We start from the raw sequence: 22869 nt of genomic DNA, 5'->3' as shown, positions 1-22869 counted from the left end.
GTCCGAAGACTTGCCCCGGGCTGCCGTATCCTACCCAATTACGCCGCCGACCATCGCCCGCTGCGCCATTTTTCCAGGCCGCGGTCCGCTGGCCGAAAACCACCCCCTCATTGGCGAGCCCCGCATGGAACTACGGCACTTGCGCTACTTCACGATGGTCGCCGAAGAGCGTCACTTCACCCGCGCCGCGGCGCGCCTGCACATGCAGCAGCCTCCGCTTAGCCAGCAAATACGTGCGCTGGAACTGGAGCTGGGTTTCGACCTGTTCAAGCGCCACGCCAAGGGCGTAGACCTCACCGCCGCCGGCCAGGTATTCCTCGAGGAAGCCAGGGCGATCCTCGCTCAGGTGGACAACGCCAGCCGCCGCGCCGCCCGCGTTGCCGAAGGCGTGGAGGGCGTCCTGTCGATCGGCTTCACCAGTTCCGCCGCCGCGCACCCGCTGATCCCGCGGATCATCCGTGCCTACCGGCAGGCGTTCCCACGCGTCAGCATCGTGTTGCACGAAGGCAATGCACGCGGCCTCACCGATGAAGTGGGCGCGCGCAGCCTGGATGTCGGCATCCTTCGTGCGCCGGTCGCCCGCCCCGACGAGGTGCAGTTCCACCGCCTGCTCAACGAGGAACTGCTGCTGGTGCTGCCGGTGGACCATCCGCTGCTGGCCGGACGCGAGGCGCCCGACGGCATGCCCGGACTGCGCCTTGCCGAACTCAGGGACGAACCCTTCATTCTGGTGCGCCGGCCCGGCGCGCCGGGAATGTACGCGAACCTGTTGAAGGCCTGCCGCAATGCCGGCTTCGAGCCGGAGGTGGCCTTCGAGGTCGAACGCATGCTGACCAATGTCAGCCTGGTGGCGGCTGGCGCCGGCGTATCGGTGGTGCCCGCCTCGATGAAGGACCTGCAGCGCGCCAGTGTCGTCTATTGCCGGATCGTCGGCGCCAAGCCGCGCCTGGCAGCGCCTATCACCCTGCTCTGCCATGCGCAGAACCAGACACCGCCGGTGATCAACTTCACAACCCTGGCACGTCGCCTGAGCGGAAGGCTGTACCTCGCCCGCTAAGCCCCGCACCTTTCGCCAGCCACGCCACCCTCACCAGTTGAACGACACCGTGCCGAGCAGCGTGCGCTCCTCGCCCCAGTAGCAGCGCCCGGCGTTGTTGCAGCCGGTCACGTACTCCTGGTCGAAGAGGTTCTTCGCGTTGACCTCGGCGGACCAGTGCTCGTCGATGCGGTAGCCCACGAGCGCGTCCACCAGGGTCACGTCGCCGGTATCCAGGGTGCCGTACAGCGACGCCGCGGTGTAGGCGAAGGTGCTGTCGAAATGGCGCACGCCGCCGCCGATGTGGAAGCCCTTGAGCGCGCCGTCGAGGAAGCGGTAGGTGGCCCAGACCGACGCCTGGTTGCGCGGCACGCCGGTCATCTGGTGGTCCTCCAGCAGCGAGCCGGGGCTGTCCTTGGTGATGCGCGCATCGGTGTAGGAGTAGGACGCCACCAGGTTGAGGTTCTCGTTGAGGTCGCTGTTCATCTCCAGCTCCACGCCCTTGGAGCGGCTTTCGCCGACCTGGCGGTAGCCGCCGGTGCTGGCGTCGGCGATCACGTCGTCTTCTTTCACCAGGTCGTAGACGGAGGCGGTGAAGGCGGTGTTCCAGCCCTTCGGCTCGTACTTCACGCCCACTTCGTACTGGCGGCTGGTGGTTGGTTCCAGGGGCGAGCCGTTGCTGAACACCTGCTGGGTGGGAACGAAGGACGTCGAATAGCTGACATAGGGCGTGAGGCCATTGTCGAACTGGTACATCAGGCCGGTCTGCCAGGTGAAGTCGTGGTCCCAGTAGTCGAAATCGGCCGCACTGTTGAGTGTGCCCGCACGGTTGCGGTACTGGCTGTTGACGTAGTCCTGGCGGCCGCCGAAGAGGAATATCCAGCGGTCGTACTTGCTCTGCAGCTGGCCGTAGACGCCGTACATCTGCTGCTCCAGCAGAGCGTTCTGGACGGCAAACTGCATCACCGGCTTGCCGCTGTAGACCGGACCGAAGATGTCGATGGAGCCGCCAAGGCCCGCCTCCCAGTTCTGGTTGAACGAAGTACGATCGAAGCTCGCGCCCATCAGCACGGTGTGCTCGAACTCGCCGGCGTTGAAATGCCCCTCGAACTGGTTGTCCAGCGAGTAGACCATGGATTTGTTGTAGCGGTCGTAGGCCGTGTTGACGAGCGTGGTGCCGAAACCGCCGTTGTTCAGGTTGCCCGGCCAGGTTTCCTGTCGGTCGATGCGCGACTGCATGTAGCGCGAGTTCTGGCGGAATGCCCAGGTGTCGTTGAATTGGTGGCTGAACTCGTAGCCCAGCGACCAGCTTTCGCGCTCGAAATTGTCCCAGTACGGATTGCCGAGGAAGGCGTCCTTGTCGATCTTGCCGCTGGGGTTGTCCAGCAGCGTGCCGGCGGCGGGATAGCCCAGTTCCAGCTTGGTACGGTCGCGCTGGTAGCTCGACAGCAGGGTCAGCGCGGTGCTGTCGTCGAAGTTCAGGGTCAGCGAGGGCGCGATGTAGAGGCGATCGTCCGGCACCTGGTCGACCTGGGTGTCGGCGTTGCGACCGAGCATCACGATGCGGCCGAGGATGTTGCCCTCGTCGGTCAGCGGGCCGGAGACATCCACGCCCAGTTGCCGGCGGTTGTTGCTGCCGTAGCTGAGCTGGGCCTCGCCCTGCGGGGTTGCGGTCGGTTTCTTGCTGACCAGGTTGACCACGCCGCCCGGCGTGTTTTCGCCGTAGAGGATGGAGGTCGGGCCGCGGAAGACCTCGGTGCGCTCCAGGCCGTAGGGCTCGCTGGTGGTGTCGTAGCGGTTGCCCTGCACGCGCAGGCCGTCGCGCAGCAGGCCGTAGCCGAAGTCGGTGGCGAGGAAGCCGCGGATGTAGAACAGGTCGCCAGCGAGTCCGTCACCGGCGGCGAACGGCGGCGCGAAGATGCCCGGCACGTAGCCGAGCACCTCGGTCAGGGTCTGGGATTTCTGGTCCTCCATGCGCTGGCGGGTGACCACCGAGATCGAGCGCGGGGTTTCCGCGAGCGGCGTGCCGGTCTTGCTGCCGGCGTTGCTCAGGGTCGCCCGGTAGCCGCTGTCCCCGGACATGCCACCCGAACCGATACCGGCTCCGGTCACGGTCGCTGGCGCCAGCTGGATCACGCCGCTGGGCGCAATCGGCTGCAGCACATAGCCGCCGCTGGCCTGCGGCAGCGCCTGGAGGCCACTGTTCTGCAGCAGACGGGCCAGAGCCTCCGGCACGCTGTAGTGGCCATTCAGCCCGGGGCTGATCTTGCCGGCGGTGAGGTCGTTGTGCCCGACCAGGTAGATGCCGGCCTGACTGCTGAACTGGTTGAGCGCGGCGCTCAGCGAGCCCGCACCGATGGCGTACTGGCGTTCGCTGGCGGCGTCCTGGGTGGTTTGCGCCTGAACCTGGGTGGTGGCCAGAAGCAGCGGTGAGCCGGCCAGAACCGGTAGCGCGACGGCGAGCGCCATGGGCCGCAGAGCAAAGCGGCGGGCTAGATGAGCAGGCAAGTGCATGGGGTCCCCTGAAGCGTTCGATTGTCGAGGTTTTCCTGTAAACCGGACGAACCTCGAAAAGGGGAACCGACGCGGCGGTTTTATTTTCGGCGGGCCGGCGCCGGAGGGTGTGAACAGGCGCTCAGGCGGGCTCGAGGCTGCCCCACCAGGGCGTCATCCACTCCAGCCGAACCGGCAGCGCCGCCGCGATGAGGCGCAGCGCCTGGTCGGTATCGTTGAGCGGGAAGGCACCCATCACCGGCAACCCGGCGACGGCCGGGTTGCAGCCCAAGTGGCCGTGGCGATAGCGCGACAGCTCCTGCACCAGTTGCCCCAGCGGCATGTCCTCGGCGGTCAGCACGTGGCGAATCCAGGATTCGCCGGCACTCAACGCGGGGGCCGGGGCGCCGATCGCCGCGGCGCTGAATTCGACCCGCTGCCCGGCACCGACGATGCTCGTCGCGCCGCTGGCGGCGGTGTGCACTTCCACCGCGCCCTGGTAGACATTCAGCCGCGTCGTCTCGCCCAGCTGGCGCACCGCGAAGCGCGTACCCAGCGCACGCAGCCGGCCATGCTCGGTATCCACGAAGAACGGACGCTGCGGGTCCTTCGCGGTATCCACCAGGACTTCGCCGAAGTGCATGCGCAGCAGACGCCGCTCGGCGCTGAAGTCGGCGTCGATGGCGCTCAGCGCACCGAGCCAGAGGTGCGAACCGTCCGCCAGCAGGGTTTCGCGGGTTTCGCCGACACCGGTGGCGAAGTCCGCGCCCCACGCGGTGACCAGCCTCGGCAGCGGCGTGCCGCGCCAGGCGCCCCAGCCCAGCAGCGAGCCGCTGGCGAGGATCATCAGCGTCTTCAGCCCCTGGCGACGACCCAGGCGGGCAGGATCGCCGACGCGCCGCAAGACCCCGCTGGACTCCCGCGCGCCCTCCCCCTGCAACGGCGCGAAACGCTGGCCGACCCGCTCGACGTAGCGCCAGGCGTCGCGATGCTCGGCGTGCTGGTCGAGCCAGCGCTGCCATTGCTCGCGCAGCTGCGCGCCGCCGTTCTCGTCGTGCAGCGCGACGTACCACTGCGCCGCCTGCTGCAGGCTGGCGTGGCTGAGTTTGCCGTCGGGGCTGTGCATGGCGGTCATTCGATCAACAGCCCGTCCAGCTCGGCTTCCAGCAACGCGCAGTGCAGGAAGGCCTGAGCCAGGTACTTCTTCACCATGCGCTCGGACACGCCCAGCTCCACGGCGATCAGCCGGTACGGCATGCCGTCGAGCTGCGCCAGCAGGAACGCCTGGCGCACCCTGGCCGGCAGGCGCAGCAGCATGGCGTCCACCTCGTGCAGGGTTTCGACGATCAGCGCGCGTTGCTCGGGCGAGCCTTGCAGGTGCTCGGAGCGACCCGCCTGGCTTTCCAGCCAGGCCTCTTCGAGCTGGCGGCGACGCCAGTGATCGATGCACAGGCCGCGAGCGATGGTCGCGAGATAGGAACGCTCGCCGCTGCTGCCGTCGAAGGTGCCCGGCCGCAGCATCACGCGGACGAAGGTGTCCTGCACCAGGTCGGCCGCATCGAAGGCATTGCCGAGACGGCGCCGGAGAAAACCGTGGAGCCAGCGCGAATGGCTGAGATAGAGCGACTGCGGCGTTGAACCAGGCATCGGGGGCATCGAGAGCACGGTAATGTCCGGCGCAATGCGCCTAAGGTGCGGATGAGAATTAATTTCAAATGTACCCGAAGCGATGCGATTCCGGCAAACCATGACGAAAAAGGCGGCGGTGCCTTTCCGGTCACCGCCGCCTCGTTCATCCGGACGTTGAAGGTTTCAGCCCACCGCCACCAGGTGATCCACGTCCTGCTGCCGGTACTGCTGCGGCGGCGCGACGTAGCCCTTGGGCTTGATCGGGTCGGGCACCTGGATTTCCCGCAGCAGCGCCTTGAAGTCGCGGCGCTGGTCGACGTCCGGGATCGGCACCGCCGACAGCAGGCGCTGGGTGTAAGGATGCTGCGGGTTGCCGAGCACCTGGTCGCGACGGCCGATCTCGACGATCTGCCCGCAGAACATCACCGCCACCCGATGGCAGATGCGCTCCACCACCGCCATGTCGTGGGAGATGAACAGGTAGCTGAGGTCGTGCTCGCGCTGCAGGCGTTCGAGCAGTTCCAGCACCTGGGCCTGCACCGACACGTCGAGGGCCGAGACCGATTCGTCGGCGACGATCACCTTCGGGTTCAACGCCAGGGCGCGGGCGATGCAGATGCGCTGGCGCTGGCCGCCGGAGAACATGTGCGGGTAGCGCTGCATCGCCTCTGCCGGGAGGCCGACCTGCTCCAGCAGCTCGGCGACCCGCGCATGGCGTTGCTGACGGTCGCCCTTGCCGTGGATCAGCAGCGGCTCGCCGACCAGGTCGAGGATCGTCTTGCGCGGGTTCAGGGAGGCGTAGGGGTCCTGGAAGATCATCTGGATGTCCTGGCGCACCTCGCGCAGCGCCTCGCCGCCGATGCCGTTCAGCTCGCGGCCGAGCAGCTTCACGCTGCCCTCGAAGGGCAGCATGCTGAGCAGCGCCTTGCCGGTGGTGGACTTGCCACAGCCGCTCTCGCCGACGATGCCCAGGGTTTCGCCCTGGCGCAGGCGGAAGCTGACGTTCTCCACCGCGTGCACGTTGCGCGCCGGCTCGAACCAGCCGCCGCGCAGCGGGAAGCGCACCTGCAGGTTGTCCACCTCGAGCACCACCGGGCGATCCTCGCGCGACTCCGGCAATCCGGCGCTGCCGAGCACCGGCACCGCCGCCAGCAGCTTGCGCGTGTAGGCGGCCTGCGGTGTGGCGAACAGGCTACGCACCTCGGCGCGCTCCTCCATCAATCCCTGGTTCATCACCACCACTTCATCGGCCATCTCGGCGACCACGCCCATGTCGTGAGTGATCATCAGCAGCGTGGTGCCGAACTGCGCCTGCAGCTCGCGCATCAGCTCGAGAATCTGCGCCTGGATGGTCACGTCGAGCGCGGTGGTCGGCTCGTCGGCGATCAGCACGCGCGGCTTGCAGAGCATCGCCATGGCGATCATCACGCGCTGGCGCATGCCGCCGGACAGCTCGTGCGGGTACTGCGCGAGGCGCTTGTCGACCTGCGGCACGCGCACCGCGTCGAGCATCTGCCGGGCCCGTGCGCGGGTTTCCTGGCCGCTCAGCGCCTCGTGCCGGCGCACCGTCTCCTGCAACTGCCGGCCGACCGTCATCAGCGGGTTCAGCGAGGTCATCGGCTCCTGGAAGATCATGCCGATGTCCTTGCCGCGCAGTTCCTGCATCTGCCGGTCGGAGCAGCCGAGCAGGTCGCGCCCCTCGAAGAGGATCGCGCCGCTCGGCACGCTGGCGGCCTTCGGCAGCAGGCCCATGATCGCCAGCGAGGTCAGCGACTTGCCGCTGCCGGATTCGCCGGCGATGCACAGCGTCTTGCCGGCGTGCAGGGCGAAGCTCAGCTCGCTGACCACGCGCCGGGGCCCGAAGTCGATGGACAGTCGCTCGACCGACAGCAGCGGTCGCATGGTTTCGGCGGTCATCCCACCCTCCTTCGAGGAGCAGCTACAAGATCGGCGAGCGAAGGCAAGACAAGGCGAAATGGCCTGAAAAAGCGCAGTTGACGTGCAGTCAATGAGCATTTTGAAGGCCATTTCAACGCCGTATTGCCGAGCGCAGCCATTTTGTAGCCGCTCAGTTGAACACCACTTTCGGGAAGTAGAAGGACACCACCCAGTTCGGCAGGTCGACCACTTCGCTGATGCGCAGATCGCCGCACACCGAGCAGAGCATGTAGGCCTGTTCGGCCGGCATGCCGTGTTCGCGGCAGAGCCAGTCGACGGTGCCGGCGACGGCCTGGCGCGCCGCCTCCATGAGGTCCGGGCCGATACCGGTGAAGGCTTCGTAGCCGGCGCTGTCCAGGTGCCGGGTGACCGGCCCCGGCGTGCTGAAGCGCGGCATCGCCAGCGGCGTGGACTTGATCAGGTCGAGCTTGACCACCACGTCCATGGCCGACTCGATGGCCGTGCCGCAGACCTCGCCATCGCCCTGCGCGGCGTGGGTGTCGCCCATGGAGAACAGCGCGCCCTCCACTTCCACCGGCAGGTACAGCGTGGTGCCGGCGGCCAGGTCGCGAATGTCCAGGTTGCCGCCGACGCGCCGCGGCGGCACCACCGAATGCAGGCCCGGCGCCGCCGGAGCGACGCCGATGGTGCCGGCGAACGGCTTCAGCGGCACCTTGGCGAACTGGCCGAACGCCGCGGGCGCGAGGCCCTCGGCGTCGTAGTTCCACAAGGCCAGGGCCGGCTCGGTGAACTGGTCGGCGAGCAGCCCGAAACCGGGGATGTTCGCCGTCCAGCCGAAGCCGCAGGGCTTGAAGCTGTCGATGGTCACCTTGAGCACGTCACCCGGTTGCGCGCCCTCGACGAAGATCGGCCCGGTCACCGGGTTGATCCGGTCGAACGGCATGCTCGCCACATCGGCGACCTTCGATTGCGGGGTGAAGTAGCCGGCCGAGGAATCACGGCACTCGAACTGCAGCTCGCTGCCCGGCGCGACGCGCGCGACGGGCTCGAAGGCGTTGTCCCAGCCGAAGTGGCTGTGCACGCTGTGGATGGTCTTGATCAGGCAGTTGTTGCACATCTCACTTCACCCCGATGTAGTCGTAGTTGACCGGCACGTGCACCGGGTCGACGTACAGCGCGTCGTCGCCGCCCATCCGCGCCGAACGCACGGTGAAGCGTTGTTCGTTGAAGATCGGCACCCAGGGCGCGTCGGCCATCACGTCGGTGAACACCTTGCTCCACAGCGCGATGCGCTCGGCCTGCTGCTCGGGCTTGGCCATCGAGTCGGCGCGCTTGGCTTCGGCGTCGAGCGCCTTGTTGCAGTACAGCGCCCAGTTCCAGCCGCCGGAGACCGCGCCTTCGCAGCCGAGGATCGGCCCGTAGAAGTTCGACGGGTCCGGGAAGTCGGCGATCCAGGCCATGCCGCCGGACCAGACCATCGGTGCCTGGTCCTTCTCGCTGCCGGCGGCGATCACGTTGGCCTGGGCCAGCGACTTGATCTGCGCGCGGATACCGATCTTCGCCAGGTCCTGCTGGATCGACTGGGCGATGCGCGGCTGCGGGTCGGTGTTCATCACGTACAGCTCGGTGTCGAAGCCCTTCTCGAAACCGGCCTCGGCGAGCAGCTTCTTCGCGCCTTCGACGTCGTAGGGATAACCCTTGAAGCCGGAGTCGTAGCCGGGCATCGCCGGCGGCAGCGGCTGGTTGGCCGGCTTCGCCCGGCCGTTGATCAGGCGCACAACGCGGTCCTTGCTGATCGCCATGTTCACCGCCTGGCGAACCTTGAGGTTGTCGAACGGTGGCAGCGTGGTCTTCAGCGTCAGGTAGCCGGTCTGCAGCTGGTCGCCGGTGACCACCAGGCCCTTCTGTTTCGGGTCGTTCTTGAACTGCAGGAACTGCGCGGGCGGCACGCCGTCGCCGGCGATGTCCACCTCGCCCTTCTGCAGACGCAGCAGCGCCACGGTCGGGTCCTGGCCGATCTCGAAGCGGATGCCGTCGAGATAGGGCACGCCGCTGCGGTAGTAGTTGGGGTTCTTCTTGAAGATCAGTTGCTGGCCGAGCTTCCACTCCTGCAGCTCGAAGGCGCCGGAGCCGACCGGGTGCTTGCCGAAGTCGGCGCCCCACTTCTCGACGGCTTCCTTCGGTACCACCGAGGCGAAGTTGATCGCCATGATGTGCAGGAAGGTGGCGTTTGGCTGGCTCAGCTTGATCTTCACCGTGTAGTCGTCGGGCGTCGTCACGCCGGCCAGCGTCTCGCTCTTGCCGCCGGTGACGTCCTCGTAGCCGACGATGGAGGAGAAGAAGCCGGCGCCCGGGCTCTGGGTCTTCGGATTGACGGTGCGTTCCAGCGAGTACTTCACGTCGGCGGCCTTCATCTCGCGGCCGTTGTGGAATTTCACGCCCTTCTTCATGACGAAGGTGTACTCGGTGCCGTCGTCGGAGACCGTGTGGCTCTCGGCCAGCGCCGGGACCAGTTCGGTGGTGCCCGGCTTGTAGTCCATCAGGCGGTCGAAGAGGCTCTTGATCATCGACCAGTTCTGCCAGTCGTAGCCGATGGCCGGATCGAGGGTGGCGACGTCGTTCTGGTAGGTGACGACCGCTTCGCCGCCATGCTGAGGCTCGGCGGCCAGCAGGTTGCCGGCGAACAGGGTGGCGGCGATGGCCAGGGAAAGTGCCTTGCGTTTCATGTGCTGCAGCCTCTCTTCTCGTTCAAAAGGACGCCCGCCAAACGAGGCAGACGGAAGTAACTCAGTGCTTCTTCACATCGATTCGCGGGTCGACCAGCGGGATCATCAGGTCGGCCAGCAGGTTGCCGAGGACGATGGCCACCGCGGACACGGTGGTCACGCCGACGATCACCGGGATGTCCACCTGCTGGATCGCCTGCCAGGCGAGCTGGCCGATGCCCGGCCAGCCGAACACCGACTCGACCACCACCAGCCCGCCCATGAAGATGCCGATGTCGATGCCGACCATCGGGATCACCGGCACGATGGCGTTCGGCAGCACATGGCGGAACACCACGCGCACCCGGCTCAGGCCCTTGGCCCGCGCGGTGCGGATGAAGTCCTGGTGGAGCACCTCGATCATCGAGGAGCGCACCATCCGCGAGTACCAGCCGCTGCCGAGGATGCCCAGGGTCAGCGCCGGCAGCAGGATGTGACGGAACTCGCCGTAGCCGCCCATGGGGAACCAGTCCAGGCGCACGGCGAAGAAGTAGAGAAACAGCATCGCCGCGATGAACTGGGGCGAGGACACGCCGACGAAGGAAAAGGCCATCAGTAGGCGGTCGATGAAGCTGTCGCGCCTGAGCGCGGCGACGATGCCCAGGCCGATGCCGATCAGCAGTTCGAAGGCGATGCCCAGGCCCATCAGTTGCAGCGAGGGCACCAGCCGCGCGCCGATCAGCTCGGAAACCTGCGAGCGCTGGATGAACGAGCGCCCGAGGTCGCCGTGCAGCAGGCCTTTGAGGTACTGGAAGTACTGCTGGTAGAACGGCAGGTCGAGGCCCAGCTGGTGACGGATGTTGGCGACGATCTCCGGCGTGGCGCTGCGCCCGGCGATCTGCCTCGCTGGGTCGGCCGGCAGCATGAACAGCAGCAGGTAAGTGATCAGCGTGACGCCGAGCAGGATCAGGATCGAATAGACGACGCGGCGGGCGACGAAGGCGAACATCAGCTTCTCCCCTTGAGGGTCGGGTCGAGGGCATCGCGCAGCGCATCGCCGACCAGGTTGAACGCCAGCGACAACGCGACGATGGCCGCGCCGGGGAACAGCACCAGCCATGGCGCCGAGGTGAAGTAGGTCTGGCTCTCGAAGATGATGTTGCCCCAGCTCGGCGTGGGCGGTTGCACGCCGACGCCGAGGAACGACAGCGTGGCTTCCAGCAGCACGGTGGTGGAAATCCCCAGCGTGGCCCAGACCAGGATGGTCGGCAGCAGATGCGGCAGCAGGTGCGAGAAGAGGATGCGCAGGCGGCTGGCGCCCAGGGTGCGCTCGACCTCGACGAAGTCCCGCGCGGCCAGCGCCACGGTCTCGGAATAGATCACCCGGGCGATCTGCACCCAGTTCACCATGGCGATCACCAGCGCGACGATCCATACGCTGGGTTGGAAGATCGCCGCCAGGGCGATCGCCAGCAGCAGCGCCGGGAAGGCCATCATCAGGTCGGTGAAGCGCATCAGCACGCTGCCCAGCCAGCCGCGGACGAAACCGGCGGTCAGCCCGACCAGGGTGCCGATCAGCACGGCGATGCCGTTCGCCAGCAGGCCGATGAACAGCGAGGTGCGCGCGCCGTAGAGCAGCCGCGAAAGCAGGTCGCGCCCGAGCAGGTCGGTGCCCATGCGGTAGGTGGCGTCCGGCGGCAGCGGCGCGCCTTCCAGCGACAGACCCTCGATGAACTGTTCGGACGGGTCGAAGGGCGCAGCCCAGGGGGCGAAGATCGCCAGCAGCACCACGGCGACGATAAACAGCAGCGAGATCGCCACCGACGGCCGTCGCAGCAGGGTTTTCAGCGTACTCATGAACGCCCCTCGTGGCGGTTAGCAATGGCGGCGCCGACCAGCTCGGCGCAGATGTCCTCGAGGCTGCGATTGAGCTCCATGGACAGCTTGCGGAGGTGCTCGTAGGCGCGGTTCTCGTCCAGCTCCCCCTCGACCATCAGCCGCGCCAGGGCCTGCGCCACCAGGCGCCGGCTGGCCACTTTCTCGGCCAGCGAACGGCTGCGCTGCTGTTCGGCGGCAAGGCGCTGGCGCAGCCCGATGGCCATCATCAGCGTGGTGTACACCGAGCCCTGGGTGATCGGCTTGTTGAGCATCGCCGTGGCGCCCAGCTCCAGCGCGCGCTGGATCTGCGACAGCGTCTCGTGCTGGGTCAGGGCGATGATCGGCAGGCCGGCGGCGTTGGCCTGCTCGACGATGCGCGGGCTGGCGAAGTGGTCCAGCTCGACCACCAGCGCGAGGACCTGCTCCAGCGCCTGCGGCGCGTCGGCCTGCAGTGCCTGCGAGGCGATGCCCAGACGCTGCAGGCTCTTCTGCAGCGCGGCCAGGCTGCGTTCGTCGCAATCCACCAGCAGCAGGCTCGCGCTGCCGAATGACGGGCGTTTGCTCAGGCTCATCGGATGATCCTCAGGTGCGGGCGCAGCGCCGTGCCGGGCGCTGCGCGAAACGGTTCGAGATCGGTCGCGGTGAGGTACGGATCGGCCTCCTGCATCAGGGTTTCGGCCTCCAGGACGGAGAAACGTTTGCCCTTGAGTTCGGCGATGTAGCTGGGCAGGCAGGCATGGTTGTTCTGCGCGGCGATCCGCAGCTCGCCGAGAATGGTCGCCACCGGCGCCGCGTAGAGCGCCTGACAGACCGCCTCCGGGGTGTCGTCGCCGCTGCGCTGGCAGGCCTCGGCGAAGAGGTGCACGGCGGCGTAGGCGCAGGCGTAGTAGTGCGAATACGGGTGCAGCCCGTGCAAACGGCGCTGGCGCTGGCTGAAGGCCGGGTCGACCTCCTCGAAGAACGGTCCGCAGGAGAGCAGCCGCAGCGCGCGCATCTCGCCGACCCCGACCAGCTCGCCCTCGGTGAGGTTGCAGCTCAGCACCGGCAGGTTCAGGCCGCGGGCCAGGCAGGCGGCGTCCAGCTGGCGGAGGAAGGCGTGCGACGAGTCGCCGACCAGGTTGTTGAGGATGAACGCCGGCGGCGCCTGCAGCAGCGCCTCGACCACCTCGGCGAAGTGGGTTTCGCCCAGGTGGAAGTACTTCTCGCCCAGCACCTCGCCCTGCGCCACGCCGAGCACTTCGCGGGCGATGCGGTTGCTCTCCCAGCCCCACACGTAGTTCGAGCCGATCAGGTAGGCCTGCCTGCCGAACGCCTGCAACGCGTGGCGCAGCAACGGGATCAGCGTCTGGTTCGGGCAACCGCCGAGGTAGAGGACGTTCTCGCTGCTCTCGAAGCCTTCGTAGGGGCACGGGTACCAGAGCAGCGTGCCACGCTGTTCGAGGTCGGGAATCAGCTCCTTGCGACTGGCCGAGGTGATCGGCCCGAACACATGGCGGAGGCCTTCGCGATGCAGTTCGCCGAGCGCCTCGGCGTAGCGCTCCAGGCGTCCCTCGGGGTTGAGATGGCGCAGGCGCAGGTCGAAATCAAACGCCTGGCTCCGGTTGATCTCGTCGACCGCGTGTTCGATTCCCGCCAGGGCGTTCCGCCCCATGTGCCGGTAGGTGCCGCTGGTGGACAACAGGGCGCCGAAGGTCACTGTGCCGCGCATGTTTCGCTCCGCAAAAAAAAACCTGAACGACCGTCGGGGGACAGTCGTTCAGGCTTCGTTACCTGTGCGCATCGAGGCGCTTGTGGGTTAAAGGCTGACAGGCCGGAGGCCCTGCTTTGCGATCACTATAGAAAGATACTAGAAAGATACGTGCCAGGTTGTCACACCCGGCGTGATTCCTGGCGTTGGCCGTCGGCAACGGTGCGCCAGCACCGCCAGCCTGCACCAGTATGGCGCAGCGACCCGGGCGATGCGCCGTCAGGAGGCGCCGATCAATAGAAACGCAGCAGCGGCAACAGCAGCGCGATGAGGATGCCCACCAGGCTCATCGCCAACGCGGAGAAGGCGCCGCACTCCTCGCCCTCCTCCAGCGCTCGGGCGGTGCCGATGGCGTGGGCGTTGATGCCGTAGCTCAGGCCGCGCGCGGCCGGGTGATCGACGCCCGCCCAGCGCAGCAGCGTCGGCCCCAGCGCGGTGCCGACGACGCCGGTGAGCATCACCAGCACCGCCGCCAGCGAGGCGTTGCCGCCCAGTTGCTCGGCCACCAGCATGGCGATCGGCATGGTCGCCGAACGCGGCGCCAGGCTCATCATCACCGACAGGTCGGCGCCCAGCAGCCAGGCGATCGCCAGCGTCAGCGCCACCGTCAGGCTGCCGCCGACCAGCACGGTGATCAGGATCGGCCAGAACAACAGGCGGATGCGCCGCAGGTTGCGATACAGCGGCACCGCCAGGGCCACCGTCGCCGGGCCGACAAGAATCGCCAGCGGCGCGGCGCCGGCACGGTAGTCGGCATAGTCGATGCCGCAGGCCAGCAACGCGCCGACCACCAGGATCACCGAGACCATCACCGGCTGCAGCACCAGCCAGCCGCTGCGCCGGTACAGCGCGTGGGCCAGCTGGAAGGCGATCAGGGTCAGCACCAGGGAGAACAGCGGATGGCCGATCACCGCGCGGCTGGCGGCGTACCAGTCGACGGCGCTCATCGCGATTCCTCGCGCTGCTCCAGGCGCCGCGTCAGGCGCTGCATCAGCCAGCCGCAGAACGGCACCGTGATCAGCAGCGAGATCACCAGCGCCGCCGAGATCGCCAGCAGGTTGCCGAGCAGCACGCTGCCGCTGTCGACGATTCCCGCCGCGGCCGGCACCAGCAGCAACGGCAGGTACAGCAGCAGCCCGCTGGCCGCCTGGTTCAGCGGCTCGCCCACCTCGCCGCGCAGCAACAGCAGGGCGAACAGCAGCAACATGCCGATGATCGGCCCCGGCAGCGCCGGTAACAGCAGGGCGTTCAACGCACTGCCGAGCAGTTGCAGCAGCACCAGCCAGGTCAGGCCTCTTAGCAGCATGGGCAATCCTCAATCACGGCGGCGGAACAGCGGCCGGGGTTCGATGGCGGAGCGGCCGTAGAGCACGCTCATCCCGGCCAGTCCCTTGAGTGCATCCTGCGCCGACTTGTCCTCGCGCACGGCGAAGGCGTCGAAACCGCACTGGCGCATGTGCGCGAGCTGGTCGCGCAGCACATCGCCGATCGCGCGCAGTTCGCCGCTCCAGCCCAGGCGCGTGCGCAACAGGTACGCCTGACTGTAGCCGCGTCCGTCGCGGAAGCTGGGGAAGTCTATGGCGATCAGCGGCAGCACCGCCAGCCAGGGCTGCAGCACCTCGACCTCGTCGTCGGGCGCCAGCCACAGGCCCTGCAGGCTGAAGCGCTCGCCCCGCAGCACCGCCTCGTCCTGCGCCGCGCGCCAGTCGGCCAGCGGCAGGATCAGCCGCCCGGAAGGCCACGTCGCCGGGATTTCGCGCAGCAGTTGCCAGGGATCGTCGTCGCTCACGCGGGGCTGGCCCTCGACCAGCCGGATCAGGTTGTTCATGCCGGCACCGCCCGTTGCCGGTAGACGCATTCCTTGAACGGCTCCAGACCGATGCGCTCCAGGGTATCGACGAAGCGCTCTTCGCTCTCGCGGTAGGCGAGGTAGGTGCCGACCACCTTCTCGATCACCTCGGGAATGTCCGCCGCGTCAAACGACGGGCCGATCACCTTGCCCAGCGCGGCCTCCCGGCCCTGGGCGCCGCCGAGGGTGACCTGGTACCACTCGCTGCCGTTCTTGTCGACGCCGAGGATGCCGATGTTGCCGATGTGGTGGTGGCCGCAGGCGTTCATGCAGCCGGAGATGTTCAGGCTGATCTCGCCGATGTCGTGCAGGTAGTCGAGGTCCTCGAAACGCTTCTGGATCGCCTGCGCCACCGGGATCGACTTGGCGTTGGCCAACGAGCAGTAGTCGCCGCCCGGACAGGCGATCACGTCGCTGAGCAGGCCGACGTTGGGCGTCGCCAGGCCCGCTTCGCGCGCCAGCAGCCAGAGGGCGTGCAGGTCGCGCTTGCGCACGTCGGGCAACACCAGGTTCTGCTCGTGGGCGATGCGGATTTCCGCGAAGCCGAAGCGCTCCGACCAGTCCGCCACGGCCTCCATCTGCGCCGCGTAGACATCCCCCGGTGGCGCCGCCGCGCCGGGCTTGGTCGACAGCACCACGGACGCGTAACCCGGCACCTTGTGCGGGCGGACGTTGTGCTCGACCCAGCGGGCGAACGCCGGATCGCTCGCCAGTTGCGTGCCGAAGGCCAGATCGACGCCGCCCAGCGGCTGGTACTCCGGCGTGCGGAACGAGCGCGCGACGCGCTGGTATTCGGCGTCGGTCAGCTCGGCCGGGCCGTCCTTGATCTGCTGCCACTCGCGCTCGACTTCCTCGGCGAACGCCTCGATGCCCAGCGCTTTGACCAGGATCTTGATCCGCGCCTTGTACTTGTTGTCGCGCCGGCCGTGGCGGTTGTAGACCCGCAGCACGGCTTCGACATAGGACAGCAGGTGGCGCCAGGGCAGCGCCTCGCGAATCGGCTGGCTGAGGATCGGGGTGCGCCCGAGGCCGCCGCCGACCATCACCCGCAGGAGCATTTCGCCGTCGGCACCGCGATAGACGTAGAAGCCGATGTCGTGCATGCGGATCGCCGCGCGATCCTCCAGCGACGAGCACAGGGCGATCTTGAACTTGCGCGGCAGGAAGAGGAATTCGGGGTTCACCGTCGACCACTGGCGAAGGATTTCCGCCAGCGGGCGCGGGTCGATGATCTCGTCGGCGGCGACGCCGGCGAAAGCCTCGGTGGTGATGTTGCGCACGCAGTTGCCGGAGGTCTGGATGGCGTGCATGTCGACTTCGGCGAGGTGCTGCAGGATGTCCGGCGTCTGCGCCAGCTCGATCCAGTTGAACTGGATGTTCTGCCGCGTGGTGAAGTGCCCGTAGCCACGGTCGTAACGCCGGGCGATCAGCGCCAGCGTGCGCAACTGCGTGGCCGACAGCGTGCCGTAGGGAATCGCCACGCGCAGCATGTAGGCATGCTTCTGCAGGTACAGGCCGTTCTGCAGGCGCAGCGGAAGGAACTCCTCCTCGCTCAGCTCGCCCTCGAGTCGGCGCGCCACCTGGTCGCGAAACTGCGCCACGCGTTCGTGGACCAGCGCCCGGTCATAGTCGTCGTACAGGTACATCCTGAGCATCCTCGCTGCACGCACCACACGCGACGCCGGCAGAACGGCTGCGCGGCCTCGGGCGGTGGGAACGTGACTATGCCTGCGCCGGCGAACGATAAAACAGCGGCAGATAAACCTGAAAAAAGCGGATCAGATGAAAAATGACAGTGCCACTCTGATGAGCAGACTCGATTTGACGATCCATCCCGGCAGCGACTTTCGCCCAATCATCTGATCCGTATTTCGATGATTTATCTGAGTCTGTTTAGTCAGCCGCGATCTTTCTACATTGGCGCCCCATCGGCCCCGAGAGGCCAGCTCGCAGAAAGGTCCCGCCATGCATGCCGCCACATCCGCCCCACAGGCTTACAACTACAGGGTCGTCCGCCAGTTCGCGGTGGCGACCGTCGTCTGGGGCGTGCTCGGCATGGCGCTGGGCGTTTTCATCGCCTCGCAGCTGGTCTGGCCGGAGCTGAACTTCGACACGCCATGGCTGAGCTTCGGCCGCCTGCGCCCGCTGCACACCAGCCTGGTGATCTTCGGCTTCGCCGGCAGCGCGCAGTTCGCTGCGAGCTACTACGCAGTACAGCGCACCTGCCAGGTGCGGCTGTTTTCCGACGGCCTGGCGAGCTTCACCTTCTGGGGCTGGCAGGCGGTGATCGTGATCCTGCTGGTCACGCTGCCGCAGGGCCTGACCACCACCAAGGAATACGCGGAAATCGAGTTCACCGGCGCGGTGTGGATGGCCATCGTCTGGGTCGCCTACGCGGTGGTCTTCTTCACCACCCTGGTGCGCCGCACCACGCCGCACCTGTACGTCGGCAACTGGTTCTTCGGCGCCTTCATCCTGGTCATCGCGATGCTGCACATCGTTAACCACGCGGCGATTCCGGTGAGCGCGTTCAAGTCCTACTCGCTCTACGCCGGCGCCACCGACGCGATGGTGCAGTGGTGGTACGGGCACAACGCGGTGGGGTTCTTCCTCACCACCGGTTTCCTCGGGATGATGTACTACTTCGTCCCCAAGCAGACCGGCCGCCCTGTGTACTCGTACCGGCTGTCCATCGTGCATTTCTGGGCGCTGATCAGCCTGTACATCTGGGCCGGCCCGCACCACCTTCACTACACCGCGTTGCCGGACTGGGCGCAGAGCCTGGGCATGGCGATGTCGATCATCCTCCTGGCGCCGAGCTGGGGCGGCATGATCAACGGGATGATGACGCTCTCCGGCTCCTGGCATAAGTTGCGCACCGACCCGATCCTGCGCTTCCTCGTGGTCTCGCTGGCGTTCTACGGGATGTCCACCTTCGAGGGTCCGATGATGGCGATCAAGACCGTCAACGCCCTCTCCCACTACACCGACTGGACCATCGGTCACGTGCATGCCGGCGCGCTCGGCTGGGTGGCGATGATCACCTTCGGCTCGCTGTATCACCTGATCCCGCGGGTCTACGGCCGCGTCGGCATGCACAGCACGGCGCTGATCAACCTGCACTTCTGGCTGGCCACCATCGGCACGGTGCTCTACATCGCTTCGATGTGGGTCAACGGCATCACCCAGGGCCTGATGTGGCGCGCGGTGAACGAGGACGGCACCCTCACCTACTCCTTCGTCGAGGCGCTGCAGGCCAGCCATCCGGGCTTCATCGTGCGCATGGCCGGCGGGCTGTTCTTCCTCAGTGGCATGCTGCTGATGGCCTATAACGTCTGGCGTACCGTGCGCGGCGCATCGCCCGAGCGGGTCGACGCCTTCGCCCATTCGGCCTGAGGAGCAACCATGACGGAATGGCTGTGGAGCCTGGCGGTACTGACGCTGTTCTACCTGGCGGTGCAGCTCAGCCTGCGCGGCCGCAGCGCCGAAGACATCGACGAGGCGACGCAGCTGCCGTTCGCCGATGATCCATACCTGCAACAGCGCATGCGCTGGCAGGCCAGCCGCGAACGCGAACACGGGAAAGAGCGCAGGTAACGAAGCGCCTGGCTCACGAGGCCGGCGCGAGAAGAAAGGAGTTTGCGCAAGGCAGAAACGAAAAAAGCGGCCAATGGCCGCTTTCTCGTAGCTTCAAGGTGTTCAGTGGGCCTTGAAGCGAATATGGCGCAGCGGACGGGACTCGAACCCGCGACCCCCGGCGTGACAGGCCGGTATTCTAACCGACTGAACTACCGCTGCGCATTACCTCGAGTGGTGGGTGATGACGGGATCGAACCGCCGACCCTCTGCTTGTAAGGCAGATGCTCTCCCAGCTGAGCTAATCACCCTTGCTCTCGAAGTGGGGCGCATTCTAGAGAGGCATCCCTACCTTGGCAAGTCCTTTCAGTAATTTTTTTTTGCTTCTTTTCCAATGGCTTAGCAAAACGGCCGGCGACGGGCGAGTTTCCTCCCTGGAGCTCTTCACCCGGCGTTCGGCGCGCCGGCTGCCACCGGGGATTTCCCCGGAACCGGCAGGCGGACAATCACCTTTGTGCTTGGCCTGAACCGCGCGGAACGGAATAATGGGCGTTTTGCGTCTGGAGAGACTCCCTGCCATGTGGTTCCGCAACCTGCTCGTCTATCGCCTCACCCAGGACATTCCCCTCGACGCCGAAACCCTGGAAACCGCCCTCGCGGAAAAACTCGCACGCCCCTGCGCCAGCCAGGAAATCGCCACCTACGGTTTCATCCCGCCGTTCGGCAAGGGCGATGACGCGCCGCTGGTCCACGTCAGCCAGGACTTCCTGCTGGTCGCCGCACGCAAGGAAGAGCGCATCCTGCCGGGCTCGGTGGTCAAGGACGCGCTGAAGGACAAGGTCGACGAGATCGAAGCCGAGCAGATGCGCAAGGTCTACAAAAAGGAACGCGACCAGATCAAGGACGAGATCGTCCAGGCCTTCCTGCCGCGCGCCTTCATCCGCAAATCCGCCACCTTCGCCGCCATCGCGCCCAAGCAGGGCCTGATCCTGGTGGACGCCGCCAGCCCGAAACGCGCCGAAGACCTGCTCTCCACGCTGCGCGAAGTGCTCGGCTCGCTGCCGCTGCGCCCGCTGAGCGTGAAGGTTGCACCGACCGCCACCATGACCGAATGGGTAAAGACCCAGGAAGCCGCCACCGACTTCTACGTGCTCGACGAGTGCGAGCTGCGCGACACCGAGGAAGACGGCGGCGTGGTGCGCTGCAAGCGCCAGGACCTGACCAGCGACGAAATCCAGCTGCACCTGTCCTCCGGCAAGCTGGTGACCCAGCTGTCCCTGGCCTGGCAGGACAAGCTGTCGTTCGTCCTCGACGACAAGATGGTGATCAAACGCCTGCGCTTCGAAGCCTTGCTGCAGGATCAGGCCGAACAGGACGGTGGCGACGAAGCCCTCGGCCAGCTCGACGCCAGCTTCACCCTGATGATGCTGACCCTGGTGGATTTCCTGCCGCAGCTGTTCGAAGCCCTCGGCGGCGAAGAACTGCCCCAGGCGGTCTGATCCACGTCACGCCGGGCGCCCAGCGCCCGGTAGCGGCTCGCTATAACAAGAACGTCCCGAGGTTTCTTCCGCATGCGCGCCCTTGCCGCCCTCAGCCGCTTCGTCGGCAACAGCTTCGCCCTCTGGGTGCTGGCGTTCGCCCTGCTGGCGTTCTTCTTCCCGGGTGCCTTCAAGCCGCTCGCGGTGGCCATCGTGCCGCTGCTCGGGCTGGTGATGTTCGGCATGGGCCTGACGCTAAAGGCCGCGGACTTCGCCGAGGTCGTGCGCCACCCGTGGCGCGTGCTGCTCGGCGTGGTGGCGCATTTCGTGATCATGCCGGGCATGGCCTGGCTGCTCTGCGCGCTGCTGCAGCTGCCGGCGGAAATCGCCGTCGGGGTGATCCTGGTCGGCTGCTGCCCGAGCGGTACGGCATCCAACGTGATGACCTGGTTGTCGCGCGGCGACCTGGCGCTGTCGGTGGCGATCGCCGCCGTCACCACCCTGCTCGCCCCGCTGCTGACGCCGGCGCTGATCTGGCTGCTGGCCTCGGCCTGGCTGCCGGTGTCCTTCGCCGCGCTGTTCTGGTCGATCCTGCAGGTGGTGCTGCTGCCGATCGCCCTCGGGGTGATCGCCCAGCGCCTGCTCGGCCGGCGCGTGCAGCGGGTCGAGGAGGTGCTGCCGCTGATTTCGGTGGTCAGCATCGTGATCATCGTCGCCGCCGTGGTCGCCGCCAGCCAGGCGAAGATCGCCGAATCCGGCCTGCTGATCATGGCCGTGGTGATCCTCCACAACGGCTTCGGCTTCCTCCTCGGCTACTTCACCGCGCGCCTGTTCGGCCTGCCATTGGCGCAGCGCAAGTCGCTGGCGCTGGAAGTCGGCATGCAGAACTCCGGCCTCGGCGCGGCCCTGGCCAGCGCGCATTTCTCGCCCCTGGCGGCGGTACCCAGCGCGCTGTTCAGCGTCTGGCACAACATGTCCGGCGCACTGCTCTCGACCTGGTTCCGGCGCATGCCGGAAGACGCCGAAAAGCGCTGATCGCCAGGCGCAAGGCTTGGGTACTCGACTCCGCCTGGTGGGTTATGCGGGCGATGATTCGAGGTAAGCCCTCGGCTCCGCCGGTGCCGCTAACCCACCCTACGTTTTCGCGTTCATCCGCAAGAATGTCTGGAACCGCTACAGAGCCGTAGGGTGGGCTTCAGCCCACCGCCGCCCTCAGGCATCGGCGCATCGCGTGGGCTAAAGCCCGCCCTACGCATCCGCACTCATCCGCAAAGAATCCTTCAGCCCAGCGCTCCGCTGGCGCGCAGCGCCTCGATTTCCTGCGCCGCGTAGCCCAGCTCGCGCAACACCTCGTCGGTATGCGCTCCGAGCGCCGCACCGATATGGCGTGGCTCGGGCAGACCGGCGGAAAACCTGATCGGGCAGCCGATCTGCCGCTGCGCCGGCCCGCCCTCGCGCGGCACCTCGACCACCAGCTCGCGCGCCTTGATCTGCGGATGCTCGACGGCCTCGGAGAGTGGCAGCACCGGCTCGACGCAGGCATCGACGGCGGCGAACAGCGCGCTGCACTCGGCGAAGTCGCGGCGCTCGATCTCGATGGCTATCTCGCGTTTCAGCGCCCGCTGCACGTCGGGGTCCGGGGCCAGGCCGCGCGGCGCCAGCTCCGGCCGGCCGAGCGCTGCGCAGAAGGCCTGCATGAATGCCGGCTCGAGGCTGCCGACGGAAAACCAGCGGCCATCGCGGGTGCGGTAGTGGTCATAGAAACTGCCGCCGTTCAGCGCCTGGCTTTCCAGCCCCGGCTCGACGCCGCAGGCGAGATAGCCGGCGCCGGCCATGCCATTCAGGGCGAATGCGCAGTCGGTCATGCTGATGTCGACCTGCTGCCCTTCCCCGCTGTGCTGGCGCTGGATCACCGCGGCGAGCAGCCCCAGTGCGCCATGCAGCGAACCGCCGGCGAGGTCTGCGACCTGCATGCCCAGCGGCAGCGGGCCGCTGTCGGCGCGTCCGGTGTAGCTGGCGAGGCCGGACAGCGCCAGGTAGTTGATGTCGTGCCCGGCGCGCTCGCGGTACGGCCCGGTCTGCCCGTAGCCGGTGATCGAGACATAGATCAGCGCCGGATTCACCGCCTTCAGCGCGGCGTAGCCGACGCCCAGGCGATCCATCACCCCAGGGCGGAACTGCTCGAGGACGATGTCGTAGTCCAGCACCAGGCGCTTGACCAGTTCCACCGCCTCCGGCCGCTTGAGGTCGAGGCCAATGCTGCGCTTGTTGCGGTTGAGGTAGGCGTGGCTGGCCGAAGTGTCGCCATCGTGCGGCGGCAACGCGCGAACCAGGTCCAGCCGCCCGGGCGATTCCACGCGCAGCACCTCGGCGCCCATGTCGGCCAGCAGCAACGAGGCGAACGGCCCCGGCAGAAGGGTGGAGAAATCGAGGATCTTCAGTGACGACAGCGGTCCTTTCATCCTGGCTCCATTTTCTTGTTGGTCTGCCTGCAGCGTAAGGGTGGCGGGCGATGCGCTCAATGACGCCAGCGCTCGAGCCGATTGACGCAATCCGCCAGGCGAAAAAAAGCCCGCCAG

Annotated in this window: 20 protein-coding genes and 2 tRNA genes; 5 read left to right on the top strand and 17 right to left on the bottom strand. The window is 67.0% G+C overall.

Going from position 1 to position 22869, the window contains the following annotated elements:
• Positions 1-124: 124 nt before the first annotated feature.
• Positions 125-1057, top strand: a complete 933-nt coding sequence (locus B2X67_RS07770) for a LysR substrate-binding domain-containing protein (RefSeq protein ID WP_286785131.1) — start codon at positions 125-127, stop codon at positions 1055-1057.
• 30 nt (positions 1058-1087) lie between these two features.
• Here B2X67_RS07770 and B2X67_RS07765 read toward each other — a convergent pair whose 3' ends face one another.
• The 14 genes from B2X67_RS07765 to B2X67_RS07700 all read right to left on the bottom strand — a co-directional run bounded on the left by B2X67_RS07765 (position 1088) and on the right by B2X67_RS07700 (position 16882).
• On the bottom strand, positions 1088-3550 hold the full coding sequence (locus B2X67_RS07765) for a TonB-dependent siderophore receptor (RefSeq protein WP_376747756.1): 2463 nt from the start codon (positions 3548-3550) through the stop codon (positions 1088-1090).
• Positions 3551-3671: 121 nt separating this feature from the next.
• Positions 3672-4655 (bottom strand): FecR domain-containing protein, encoded by a 984-nt coding sequence (locus B2X67_RS07760; protein WP_282338786.1) that lies wholly within the window; start codon positions 4653-4655, stop codon positions 3672-3674.
• 5 nt (positions 4656-4660) lie between these two features.
• Positions 4661-5185 (bottom strand): sigma-70 family RNA polymerase sigma factor, encoded by a 525-nt coding sequence (locus B2X67_RS07755; protein ID WP_286785130.1) that lies wholly within the window; start codon positions 5183-5185, stop codon positions 4661-4663.
• Between the two features lie 156 nt (positions 5186-5341).
• On the bottom strand, positions 5342-7075 hold the full coding sequence (locus tag B2X67_RS07750; protein WP_286785129.1) for an ABC transporter ATP-binding protein: 1734 nt from the start codon (positions 7073-7075) through the stop codon (positions 5342-5344).
• A 151-nt stretch (positions 7076-7226) separates the two neighbouring features.
• Positions 7227-8174 (bottom strand): acetamidase/formamidase family protein, encoded by a 948-nt coding sequence (locus tag B2X67_RS07745; protein WP_286785128.1) that lies wholly within the window; start codon positions 8172-8174, stop codon positions 7227-7229.
• A 1-nt stretch (position 8175) separates the two neighbouring features.
• Positions 8176-9783, bottom strand: coding sequence for an ABC transporter substrate-binding protein (locus B2X67_RS07740; protein WP_286785127.1), 1608 nt, complete (start codon positions 9781-9783; stop codon positions 8176-8178).
• Positions 9784-9844: 61 nt separating this feature from the next.
• Entirely contained in the window at positions 9845-10771 is a 927-nt protein-coding gene (locus tag B2X67_RS07735) for an ABC transporter permease (RefSeq protein ID WP_286785126.1), read from the bottom strand.
• On the bottom strand, positions 10771-11619 hold the full coding sequence (locus B2X67_RS07730; protein ID WP_090231533.1) for an ABC transporter permease: 849 nt from the start codon (positions 11617-11619) through the stop codon (positions 10771-10773). Before B2X67_RS07730 ends, B2X67_RS07735 begins: the two co-directional genes overlap by 1 nt.
• Positions 11616-12212: an ANTAR domain-containing response regulator gene (locus tag B2X67_RS07725; RefSeq protein ID WP_282338780.1), complete on the bottom strand. Its 597-nt coding sequence runs from the start codon at positions 12210-12212 to the stop codon at positions 11616-11618. Before B2X67_RS07725 ends, B2X67_RS07730 begins: the two co-directional genes overlap by 4 nt.
• Positions 12209-13348, bottom strand: a complete 1140-nt coding sequence (locus B2X67_RS07720; RefSeq protein WP_286785125.1) for a transporter substrate-binding protein — start codon at positions 13346-13348, stop codon at positions 12209-12211. Before B2X67_RS07720 ends, B2X67_RS07725 begins: the two co-directional genes overlap by 4 nt.
• A gap of 272 nt (positions 13349-13620) precedes the next feature.
• The gene (locus B2X67_RS07715; protein WP_286785124.1) at positions 13621-14334 is read right to left on the bottom strand and encodes an LrgB family protein; all 714 of its coding nucleotides are present in this window, start codon (positions 14332-14334) and stop codon (positions 13621-13623) included.
• The gene (locus B2X67_RS07710; RefSeq protein ID WP_090231529.1) at positions 14331-14693 is read right to left on the bottom strand and encodes a CidA/LrgA family protein; all 363 of its coding nucleotides are present in this window, start codon (positions 14691-14693) and stop codon (positions 14331-14333) included. Before B2X67_RS07710 ends, B2X67_RS07715 begins: the two co-directional genes overlap by 4 nt.
• A gap of 9 nt (positions 14694-14702) precedes the next feature.
• Complete coding sequence (locus B2X67_RS07705; RefSeq protein WP_286785123.1) at positions 14703-15215, bottom strand: DUF934 domain-containing protein; 513 nt, start codon at positions 15213-15215, stop codon at positions 14703-14705.
• Positions 15212-16882 carry a nitrite/sulfite reductase gene (locus B2X67_RS07700; protein ID WP_286785122.1) on the bottom strand — a complete coding sequence of 557 codons (1671 nt, stop codon included), beginning with the start codon at positions 16880-16882 and terminating at the stop codon, positions 15212-15214. The genes B2X67_RS07705 and B2X67_RS07700 overlap by 4 nt, the downstream gene beginning before the upstream one ends.
• A 319-nt stretch (positions 16883-17201) precedes the next feature.
• Here B2X67_RS07700 and ccoN point away from each other — a divergent pair, with 319 nt between their 5' ends.
• On the top strand, positions 17202-18632 hold the full coding sequence (gene ccoN / locus B2X67_RS07695; protein ID WP_286785121.1) for a cytochrome-c oxidase, cbb3-type subunit I: 1431 nt from the start codon (positions 17202-17204) through the stop codon (positions 18630-18632).
• 9 nt (positions 18633-18641) lie between these two features.
• The gene (locus tag B2X67_RS07690; RefSeq protein ID WP_282338769.1) at positions 18642-18833 is read left to right on the top strand and encodes a hypothetical protein; all 192 of its coding nucleotides are present in this window, start codon (positions 18642-18644) and stop codon (positions 18831-18833) included.
• A gap of 124 nt (positions 18834-18957) precedes the next feature.
• On the opposite strand, the gene B2X67_RS07685 is transcribed toward B2X67_RS07690, so the two are convergent.
• Both B2X67_RS07685 and B2X67_RS07680 read right to left on the bottom strand, forming a co-directional pair.
• Positions 18958-19034 (bottom strand) — tRNA-Asp (locus B2X67_RS07685).
• 13 nt (positions 19035-19047) lie between these two features.
• Positions 19048-19123: transfer RNA gene (locus B2X67_RS07680), tRNA-Val, on the bottom strand.
• A gap of 267 nt (positions 19124-19390) precedes the next feature.
• Here B2X67_RS07680 and rdgC point away from each other — a divergent pair.
• Together rdgC and B2X67_RS07670 are read left to right on the top strand one after the other, a co-directional pair.
• Positions 19391-20311, top strand: a complete 921-nt coding sequence (rdgC, locus tag B2X67_RS07675; RefSeq protein ID WP_273229572.1) for a recombination-associated protein RdgC — start codon at positions 19391-19393, stop codon at positions 20309-20311.
• 72 nt (positions 20312-20383) lie between these two features.
• Positions 20384-21325, top strand: a complete 942-nt coding sequence (locus B2X67_RS07670) for a bile acid:sodium symporter family protein (RefSeq protein WP_286785120.1) — start codon at positions 20384-20386, stop codon at positions 21323-21325.
• A 245-nt stretch (positions 21326-21570) separates the two neighbouring features.
• Here B2X67_RS07670 and B2X67_RS07665 read toward each other — a convergent pair whose 3' ends face one another.
• A complete protein-coding gene (locus B2X67_RS07665; protein ID WP_286785119.1) occupies positions 21571-22752 on the bottom strand; it encodes a CaiB/BaiF CoA transferase family protein in 1182 nt (393 codons plus the stop codon).
• Between the last annotated feature and the right edge of the window lie 117 nt (positions 22753-22869).

The sequence above is a fragment of the Pseudomonas sp. UBA3153 genome, from assembly GCF_002364635.1.
GTDB lineage: Bacteria > Pseudomonadota > Gammaproteobacteria > Pseudomonadales > Pseudomonadaceae > Pseudomonas_O > Pseudomonas_O kuykendallii.
Note: the sequence above shows the minus strand (reverse complement) of the source record. Positions and strands in the feature narration are given on the sequence as shown.